The sequence below is a fragment of the Clostridium sp. SHJSY1 genome, assembly GCF_031626875.1.
Lineage (GTDB): Bacteria > Bacillota > Clostridia > Clostridiales > Clostridiaceae > Clostridium.
Window position 1 is genome coordinate 25733 of record NZ_JANDMF010000056.1, and the last position, 7482, is coordinate 33214.

General features: G+C 26.4%; 8 protein-coding genes and 1 tRNA gene. 7 read left to right on the forward strand and 2 right to left on the reverse strand.

The annotated features are described in order from the left end of the window. Positions 1-193: 193 nt before the first annotated feature. The 5 genes from NNC19_RS20020 to NNC19_RS20040 all read left to right on the forward strand — a co-directional run bounded on the left by NNC19_RS20020 (position 194) and on the right by NNC19_RS20040 (position 4052). The gene (locus NNC19_RS20020; protein WP_310940466.1) at positions 194-733 is read left to right on the forward strand and encodes a hypothetical protein; all 540 of its coding nucleotides are present in this window, start codon (positions 194-196) and stop codon (positions 731-733) included. Between the two features lie 142 nt (positions 734-875). Further along, entirely contained in the window at positions 876-1337 is a 462-nt protein-coding gene (locus NNC19_RS20025) for a dUTP diphosphatase (protein ID WP_310940467.1), read from the forward strand. Positions 1338-1420: 83 nt separating this feature from the next. After that, on the forward strand, positions 1421-1852 hold the full coding sequence (locus NNC19_RS20030; protein ID WP_310940468.1) for a DMT family transporter: 432 nt from the start codon (positions 1421-1423) through the stop codon (positions 1850-1852). A 20-nt stretch (positions 1853-1872) separates the two neighbouring features. Beyond that, entirely contained in the window at positions 1873-2688 is an 816-nt protein-coding gene (locus NNC19_RS20035; protein WP_310940469.1) for an MBL fold metallo-hydrolase, read from the forward strand. A gap of 170 nt (positions 2689-2858) precedes the next feature. Next, positions 2859-4052: a S8 family serine peptidase gene (locus NNC19_RS20040; RefSeq protein WP_310940470.1), complete on the forward strand. Its 1194-nt coding sequence runs from the start codon at positions 2859-2861 to the stop codon at positions 4050-4052. Here the strand turns inward: NNC19_RS20040 and NNC19_RS20045 are convergent. After that, on the reverse strand, positions 4049-5110 hold the full coding sequence (locus tag NNC19_RS20045; RefSeq protein ID WP_310940471.1) for a peptidoglycan DD-metalloendopeptidase family protein: 1062 nt from the start codon (positions 5108-5110) through the stop codon (positions 4049-4051). The genes NNC19_RS20040 and NNC19_RS20045 overlap by 4 nt on opposite strands. A gap of 166 nt (positions 5111-5276) precedes the next feature. Here NNC19_RS20045 and NNC19_RS20050 point away from each other — a divergent pair, with 166 nt between their 5' ends. Together NNC19_RS20050 and NNC19_RS20055 are read left to right on the forward strand one after the other, a co-directional pair. Next, positions 5277-6266: a DnaD domain protein gene (locus NNC19_RS20050; RefSeq protein ID WP_310940472.1), complete on the forward strand. Its 990-nt coding sequence runs from the start codon at positions 5277-5279 to the stop codon at positions 6264-6266. Next, on the forward strand, positions 6259-7242 hold the full coding sequence (locus NNC19_RS20055; protein WP_310940473.1) for an ATP-binding protein: 984 nt from the start codon (positions 6259-6261) through the stop codon (positions 7240-7242). The genes NNC19_RS20050 and NNC19_RS20055 overlap by 8 nt, the downstream gene beginning before the upstream one ends. Positions 7243-7324: 82 nt before the next feature. On the opposite strand, the gene NNC19_RS20060 is transcribed toward NNC19_RS20055, so the two are convergent. Further along, positions 7325-7401 (reverse strand) — tRNA-Asp (locus NNC19_RS20060). Positions 7402-7482 lie beyond the last annotated feature (81 nt).

The window sequence follows — 7482 nt, forward strand, 5'->3', positions numbered from 1 at the left end:
TTTTTTTAAACCAATTTATGACGCTATAAAATTTATTATCTTTAATAAATTTGGGGGTTTTAATTTACTATATATTAATTTTAGGCCTTTTTAATTATAATTCTATTTTTTTATATATCTTAATATGTTATAATTTATAACAAAGTTTCTATACTTTTATACTTATATTAAAAATATTGAGAGGTTTACTACTATGAAATATTATATTGTTGCACTTTTTGATGAAGATTCTTATGAATCTATAGTTCCAATTCAAAGAAACTTATCTAAAAAATTCAGAGGAAATAGACATTCTCCAATGCCTTATATAGTTTTAGACATATTAGATAATCCAAATATTGATAAATTATATACTGTTATAGATAAGATCATTAAACCCTATAAAAAATTTAAAATTGAACTGTGCGATGATGTTTCTATAAGTGATACAATGAAAACTATAAATTTAAAAATTCTTAATGAAGGTTATATAAAGAAGATTAACCGTTCACTTAAAGACACATTGGAACTTCATGGAATACATCCCAAAAATTTCAATAACGAATTATCTATATCTTTAGCTCATATAAATTATTTTAATAAAGACAATAAGAGAAATAGTGATATTGCTTGTGATCTTGTAAAAAAAGATGATAAAAATATTACTCTTAAAATAAACAAATTAGAAATTTGGAAAATTTCTAATAATAAAAGAGAGACATGTATAAAATCTTATCCTCTAAAAGCGTTCTAAAAAAGTAGTTTTAATTAGTTTTTACTAATTAAAACTACTTTTTTAATTATTTATTTTTTTGTATTCGTTTACTCCTCTTTTATTTATTTTAAAGATTTTGTAAAATATATTAAGATGATTGCCTTAATTAAGGAGGAAAAATATGTATATTGCAAATTTATTTAAAATTCAAGGAAAAGAGTATAATGATTTAATTGTTGATACTACATTAAGTGAATACAAAATTTTAGCAAGAAAACATCTTCAACTTCATATTGCTATGAGTGACTTAGCTAATGAAACTAATTGTTATAAGTACTGGTTAGATGACGATAAAGTTTTAGATGCTAATACAATTTTTGCTAAATATATTACTTGTTTTAAACAACTTATTTCTTTAGGTTTATATCACAAATATACTGATATTGAAAAAATTGATATTGAACTTAGTGATTATTGTTTAAGTGACCAATTCTTAAATTTATACATAGACATAAATGATTTAATGATTTCTCCCTCTAAGGACCACTTTATAACATTAACAGAAGATTTCTTAAGTCTAGGTATTAGCTTAGGATTTACTGAAAAAATGATTATTGACGAATTTAGTTATATTTATAAGTAAAAAAGAACTCTCTAATTTTAGAGAGTTCTTTTTATTTATATAAAAATTAATTATTGGAATACTATACATGAGGTGATAATTTTATGTTTTCAATAATTTGTGCAATTATATCTGGAGTATCTATGAGCCTTCAAGGTGTATTTAATACAAGGCTAGGTGAAAAAATAGGTACATGGGAAACTAATGTAATAGTTCAAGGTAGCGGATTAGTTTTGACTATATTGATATCTTTTTTCTTAGGAAAAGGAAGTTATAGACAACTAAGAGATGTGAATAAACTCTATCTTTTAGGTGGATTTTTAGGCGTTATAATTATATTTACTGTAATGCAAAGCATAGGAGGCCTAGGTGCAACCTATGGTATAGGAATTATATTAGTTGCTCAATTAATTGCTGCAGCCTTAATTGATTCTTTTGGCTTATTTGGAAGTGAAAAGATTAATTTTTCCTTAAAAGAAATATTAGGTGTTGCAATTATGTTAATAGGTATTATAGTATTTAAATGGAAACATTAAAATAAGGAGTATTCTATAACATGAACTTTTTTAAAAATATAGTATTTTTGTCTCAATTAACAATTAATAATATACGTGAATATTTTATTCCTAGAGAAAAGGTTTTTTCTGAACCAATTTTGACAGACTCTATAAACTGGTATGGTCATGCTACTACAATAATTAATTTATCTGATACACTTATTCTAACTGACCCAGTTTTATCTAATAAATTAGGATTTTTTAAAAGAGTCGTTGAAAAACCTTTTAAGTTAGAAGATATGAAATTTGATTACATCTTACTTTCTCATGGACATATGGATCATACTGATTTACCATCCTTAAGAAAACTAAATAAAAGTGCAACTATTATTGTTCCTAAAGGATATAAAAGAATAATGAAACTTTTAGGATTTAAGAATATTGTAGTTCTTAGACATAATGAAGTTTATGAAGATGATAAAATAAAGATAACCTCTTTGAAAGCTGAACATGATGGACGAAGATATTACATAGGAATAGATGATGAAAGTAATTCATACATCATTGAAAAAAATCAAAAAAAAGTTTTTTTTGCTGGAGATACTGCATACACAGAAAATTTTAAAAATCTTCAATGTGATGTAGCGCTTATGCCTGTAGGTTGTTATAAACCTGATCGATTTGCATATATGCATTGTACCCCTGAAGAAAGCTATAGAATGTTTAAAATGATGAACTGTAAGGTAATGATTCCAATACACTATAAAACATTCAAAATATCATTAGAAAATTTCAATGATACATATAATACATTAAATGATTTTAATGATATTTCATTAAAATTACTTAATATTGGTCAGACTTATAAACTGTAGATTTTTCATCTATAGTTTTTTACTTTAATTGGATTTAAGTTATATATTTTTAAAAACTGCTTTTAAGAAATTCTAATTTTATATTATCTATAACAACATACATACTTTTATATTAACATTCTTTAACTGATACATATAATATATAAAGGATTAATGATTAGGAGTATACTATGTTTTTTCATAAAAATAAATTAGATAAAGATTTAAAATATCTAATATCTAATAATTGCTATAAATATTATAGGGTTTTAATTAAATATAAACATATAAAAGATAGTATTGTAAAAAAAATATCATCATCTCGTGGAAAATTATTTTATATATTAGAGTTTTCTTGTCTTATATGTGCTGAAATTGATGCTAAATTAATAGATTCTCTTTTAGAATATCCTGAAGTTGAATATATAGGCTTTGACGATTATCTATTTTTATGTGGTATGAGTGTTTCCACAGCTAATAGTATTCATATATCTGAAAAATATAGTTTATCTGGTAAAGGTGTTGGTATTGGTATTGTTGATAGTGGAGTTTATCCTCATCCTGATTTACTAACCCCTACAAATAGAATTAACTTGTTTAAGGATTTAATAAATAATTTATCTTACCCTTATGATGATAATGGTCATGGAACCTGTATCTGTGGTTTAATTTCAAGTAGTGGAATTTCTTCAAATAATTTATACAAAGGAATTGCCCCACATTCAAGTTTATACTGTTATAAAGCTTTTGATGCTCTTGGAAAAGGATATACTTCAGATATATTATTTGCTATAGAAGCTTTAATAAAAAATAGTAGTGAATCTAACATTCGAATACTTTGTTTGCCATTTGAAATGCTAAACCATAACACCTTCATTATACAAGCTTTTAATGCTACATTTTTACAAGCAATTAATAAAGGGATCACTCCTATAGTACCAAGTGGTAGTACTTTAAATTCTTCTAACAGCATAATGGGAATCGCTACTTTATCTTCTTGTATTACCGTTGGAGGAATAGATACAACTAAATCTATTAAGCCATATATCTATTCTTCCTCAGGCCATTATGGAAAAATATCAAAACCTGATTTATGTGCAGCTGCTGTAAATATATCTTCTTTAAACGCTAATACATCTTATATTTCTGAGAAAGATGGCTTTAAATTATATCCTCCAAAACTTGAAGCTTCTTATAAAACTTTTAAAGGTACTTCTTTATCAGTTGCATTTATCTGTGGGCTTGGAGCATTATTATATGAAAATAATCCATCTCTGTCTTTTAAAGATTTTTGTTCTATATTAAAGTTATCATGTGAAAAACAAGATTTTTCTAGTTGTAGTCAGGGTGAAGGAGTAGTTAATATATCTAAATTATTAATTTAAACCTTAATATATCCTTGAGGATTTATTGGAACCCCATTTACTCTTACTTCAAAATGTAGGTGGGGTCCTGTGCTATTTCCCGTACTTCCAACACTGCCTATTAGCTCTCCTTTTTTTACTTGTGTTCCAATTTTAGTTTGAATAGCACTTAAATGAGCATACACAGTTTGTATATTACCTTCATGCTCAATCAATATCTTGTTTCCATACCCATTAACATATCCACATTCTTTTACTGTTCCATCAAAAGAGCAGTATACAGGATCCCCTGTTTTATGTGCAATATCTATCCCATTATGACTTTTTCCCCACCTATATCCAAACCCTGAAGTTATTGTTCCTCCTTTTGTAGGATGTTCTAAAAATGCAACTTTATCATTAATTGGACTTTTCATTCCTTTATATATAATAGTATCTTTACTATCAAGCAACATTTTCTCTTCCAAAACTTCTTCTCTAACTTTTACTCCATTTTTGTAGCTAACTTTGGATACAACTTCCTTATATCCAACAGATCCATTCTCTTGTTTAATCTGGCCTAAATACATATCATCACTTTTAATGGTTTTTACATTTGGTTTTATTTCTTCTTTCCTACTCTCTTTACATTTCATATCAACTTGTAAAATATTATTATTTTTATTATCATCCACTATCTTCTTAGCTATATCATCTATTGAATCAACATATGTAACTTTACTTAAGCATTTTTCATATTTCACATTAGTTTTAACATCTACATTTAATATATTTTTCTTATCAATATTACTATTATCTATATAAACTTCTCCTACTTTTTCAAGAATCTTTTTCCCATCTTCTTCACTTGTTATTACTCCATAATTATTGTTTCTAATTATCATATTTATTAAATAATGCTGATTTCCTATAGATGCAACTTCGTTTTTATCTAAACCTGAATCTACATTATTGCTTATATATATGTAATTGCTTGCTCTTATACCCTTATCATTATTTATAAAACAACTCATACATACTAAAGTAATACTTATGCTTATAAGCGTTACCTTTATTACTTTTTTAATTTTTTTACTCATACATTTTCCCTTCTTTTGGAGACACATATTGTACTTTTCCCACTTTCTTAGATTTTATACATCCAATCTAAAGTTGTTCTAAAATTCAACCTTTGTTATAATTGAATCTATACACTAAAAGTAATGTTTAAACCCATATGATAAATGAGAAGGAGCGCGTAAAATTATGAGTACTTTTATGCTTAAGAATACAAATTTAAAGTTTACTCCTATAAGTAATGTATTTATTGAAAAATACATGCCAAAAGCAAGAGGTGAATTTGTCAAAGTTTATCTATTAATGCTTAAATACAATATTTCTAATGAACCTGGCGTTAATGGTGCTATACTTGCTTCTTCATTAAATTTACTTGAATCTGATGTTATGAACGCACTAAATTATTGGAGTGATCAAGGTGTAATAAAATTAATTCCTATAGATAGGATGAATAATTTTACTATAGAATTTTTGCCACTAGAAGAGGATGTCCCTAATACAGATGTAAACCTTCTTGATGCTCTAAATAATACAGGAACTACAGATATGCTCAGAGATATAGAAAAAATCTTATGCAGAACACTTTCAACAAAAGAAATGGAAATATACCTTGGCTGGCAAAATGATTTTTCATTTACTTCAGAACTTATTTTAATTCTTATTGAATATTGTGCATCTAAAGGTAAGAGTGACTACAGATATATTGAAAAAGTAGCTTTAGCATGGCATGATTTGGGTATAAAGTCTGTAGAAGAAGCTCAATCTTATATTAAGCAAGCTGAAGATAAATGGATTAAAATAAAAAAAATATTAACTTACTTAGGACTAAGAAATACTGAAGTTATGAAACCTCAAGAAGAGCTTCTTGATAAATGGATTTCTATTTATAAATTTGATTTGGCAGTTATTCAAAAAGCTTGTGATATATGCTTTCAACGTCTTAACAGAGCCGACTTTAAATATATAGATGGAATATTGTCAAAATGGTTTAATGATAATATAAAAACAATTGAAGATGTAGCTATAAAAGATAAGCAATTTAAATCAAATTATAATAAATCAAAATATTCAAGGAATACTAATTCAAATACAGGTGTAGGATTCAATAATTTTGAACCTAGATCTTATGATTATGATTCTTTAGAAAAGAAATTATTAGGATGGGATAACGATGATTAACGGATATCAATCAAAACTATTAGACATTTATGAAAAAATAAGGGAAGAAGAATCTAAAAACCTACAAAATAGAAAAAAGGAAATTGAAAACCTATATCCTGAAATTATTGAAGTTAATACAGATATAAAAAAATTATCTTTGCAACTTTCTCTTGCTATCTTAAAATCTAAAGATAGTGATGAAACACTTAAAACTTATAGGGAAAAAATAACTGATTTAAGAGCACAAAAATATGAAATGCTTGTATCAAAAGGTTATGATCCAGAATACCTATCTTTACATTATAGATGTGCTAAGTGTAAAGATACAGGGTTTATAGGAACAAATAAATGTTCTTGTTATAAGCCAAAATTAGTATCTTTATATTATGAAAACTCATTACTTCAAGATACTGTTAAAAATAAAAACTTTGATAAGTTCGATATTTCATTATTCTCTTCTCATAGAACTGGTGATGAAAAATATTCTCCTAGAAGAAATATGGAAAATATTTTAGAATATATATTACATGATTACATACCTAATTTTGGAGAAACCAATACTAATCTCCTACTTTTTGGTACTCCAGGTAGTGGCAAAAGCTATTTATCTTACTGTATAGCTAAGGAACTTTTAGATTCAGGCTATTTGGTTGTTTATAAAACTTCTGATGAATTGATAAGTGATTTAAGATCTATCAGATTCAATAATGATAAGAAGTTGGAAGAATTTTTGTTAGATTGTGATTTATTAATAATTGATGACCTTGGAGCTGAACAAAGAAATGATTTTTCTACTACTGAGTTATTCAATTTACTTAATAAAAAATTATTAAAGAATAAAAAAATGCTAATTTCAACTAATCTTTCTCTTCCTGATATCACTAAGCTGTATAGTGAACGTATTTCTTCTAGACTTATTGGCGAATTTAAATTATATAAGTTTTACTCTGAGGATATAAGAATTACATTAAATCTAAATAAAAACAGACATTAATTTAATCATACCTAAAAATTTTAGGTATGATTAATTATTTCTTTATTTATAAAAAAAAAGCATCAAATAAATGATACTTTTTTGGCGACTCAGAAGGGGCTCGAACCCTCGACTTCCAGCGTGACAGGCTGGCACTCTAACCAACTGAGCTACTGAGCCATAAGGTATACTTTGGTGGGCACAACAGGGCTCGAACCTGTGACCCCCTGCTTGTAAGGCAGGTGCTCTCCCAGCTGAGCT

Excerpts from the sequence above, each read along its gene's own strand:
- NNC19_RS20020 (WP_310940466.1), top strand. The coding sequence starts at position 194 with ATGAAATATTATATTGTTGCACTTTTTGATGAAGATTCTTATGAATCT.
- NNC19_RS20035 (WP_310940469.1), top strand. The coding sequence starts at position 1,873 with ATGAACTTTTTTAAAAATATAGTATTTTTGTCTCAATTAACAATTAAT.
- NNC19_RS20025 (WP_310940467.1), top strand. The coding sequence starts at position 876 with ATGTATATTGCAAATTTATTTAAAATTCAAGGAAAAGAGTATAATGAT.
- NNC19_RS20050 (WP_310940472.1), top strand. The coding sequence starts at position 5,277 with ATGAGTACTTTTATGCTTAAGAATACAAATTTAAAGTTTACTCCTATA.
- NNC19_RS20045 (WP_310940471.1), bottom strand. The coding sequence starts at position 5,110 with ATGAGTAAAAAAATTAAAAAAGTAATAAAGGTAACGCTTATAAGCATA.
- NNC19_RS20055 (WP_310940473.1), top strand. The coding sequence starts at position 6,259 with ATGATTAACGGATATCAATCAAAACTATTAGACATTTATGAAAAAATA.
- NNC19_RS20030 (WP_310940468.1), top strand. The coding sequence starts at position 1,421 with ATGTTTTCAATAATTTGTGCAATTATATCTGGAGTATCTATGAGCCTT.
- NNC19_RS20040 (WP_310940470.1), top strand. The coding sequence starts at position 2,859 with ATGTTTTTTCATAAAAATAAATTAGATAAAGATTTAAAATATCTAATA.